Here is a 1,023-nt window from a genome sequence, read left to right as displayed (position 1 = left end):
ATGAGCGCAATGCTCACGTCGAAAGCGGCCGGTTGGTCACTCATACTTTCAGCTGTATTGCTTTGATTATCAAGTCTTACGACTTGTGTTCTACTTTACAGTTTCGCTTGTGTCAATATGTCAAAGATCGTGCGGAAACTTTGAAATTTGAGCATTGAACTTTGAACTTTACTACAAGTGGAGTTCTTTGTTCCTCAAAGTCTGTTCCCGTGAGTGGAGAATAACGGATTCGAACCGTTGACCCCCTGCTTGCAAAGCAGGTGCTCTAGCCAGCTGAGCTAATCCCCCAGGTTTTAATTCATAATTGTTAATTCATGATTCATAATTATTATTAAATCAACAATTGATTGAATTATTATTCAAGAGGCAGAGGTTAATCCATATCATCACATTGCATCATTCTTAATTATGAATTATAAATTGAGAATTATGAATTAAAGACTGTAGTCCCAGGCAGACTTGAACTGCCGACCTCCACATTATCAGTGTGGCGCTCTAACCAACTGAGCTATAGGACTGTGGTTCCCGGTGTTCATTCAAGTCGCAGGGCCGCGTACTCTTCTTCGCCCGGCTTCCTTTTTCTCTCTTATATTAAAAAAAAACAGATGTAGCAGTACAAGAAATACCAAGAGCCACCGTGTGGTCACTCCAGGCTGGTTTCTTACAAACCTTGATAAGAAATATCACCTTATAAATCCTTCGTGCAATTCTTGTATCATTCATCAACCTATTGGCTGTTTTAATTATGAATTATGAATCGCACTCGTTGTTTCGTCTCCAGAAAGGAGGTGTTCCAGCCGCACCTTCCGGTACGGCTACCTTGTTACGACTTAGCCCCAATCACCAGTTTTGCCCTAGGCCGCTCCTTGACGGTTACGGACTTCAGGCACCCCCGGCTTTCATGGCTTGACGGGCGGTGTGTACAAGGCCCGGGAACGTATTCACCGCGCCATGGCTGATGCGCGATTACTAGCGAATCCAGCTTCGTGGGGTCGGGTTGCAGACCCCAGTCCGAACTGGGAG

2 tRNA genes and 1 rRNA gene are annotated in these 1,023 nt (G+C 44.7%); all 3 read right to left on the bottom strand.

Features of this window, described 5'->3' with window-relative positions:
- Positions 1-214: 214 nt before the first annotated feature.
- A tRNA-Ala gene (locus HMPREF1254_RS07810) sits at positions 215-288 on the bottom strand.
- A 156-nt stretch (positions 289-444) separates the two neighbouring features.
- A tRNA-Ile gene (locus HMPREF1254_RS07805) sits at positions 445-518 on the bottom strand.
- Positions 519-781: 263 nt separating this feature from the next.
- A 16S ribosomal RNA gene (locus HMPREF1254_RS07800) occupies positions 782-1,023 on the bottom strand; the annotation flags it as partial.

It is taken from the genome of Prevotella sp. BV3P1 (assembly GCF_000479005.1).
Lineage (GTDB): Bacteria > Bacteroidota > Bacteroidia > Bacteroidales > Bacteroidaceae > Prevotella.
The sequence above is the reverse complement of the archived record's forward strand: the minus strand, read 5'-3'. Positions and strand labels throughout refer to the sequence as shown.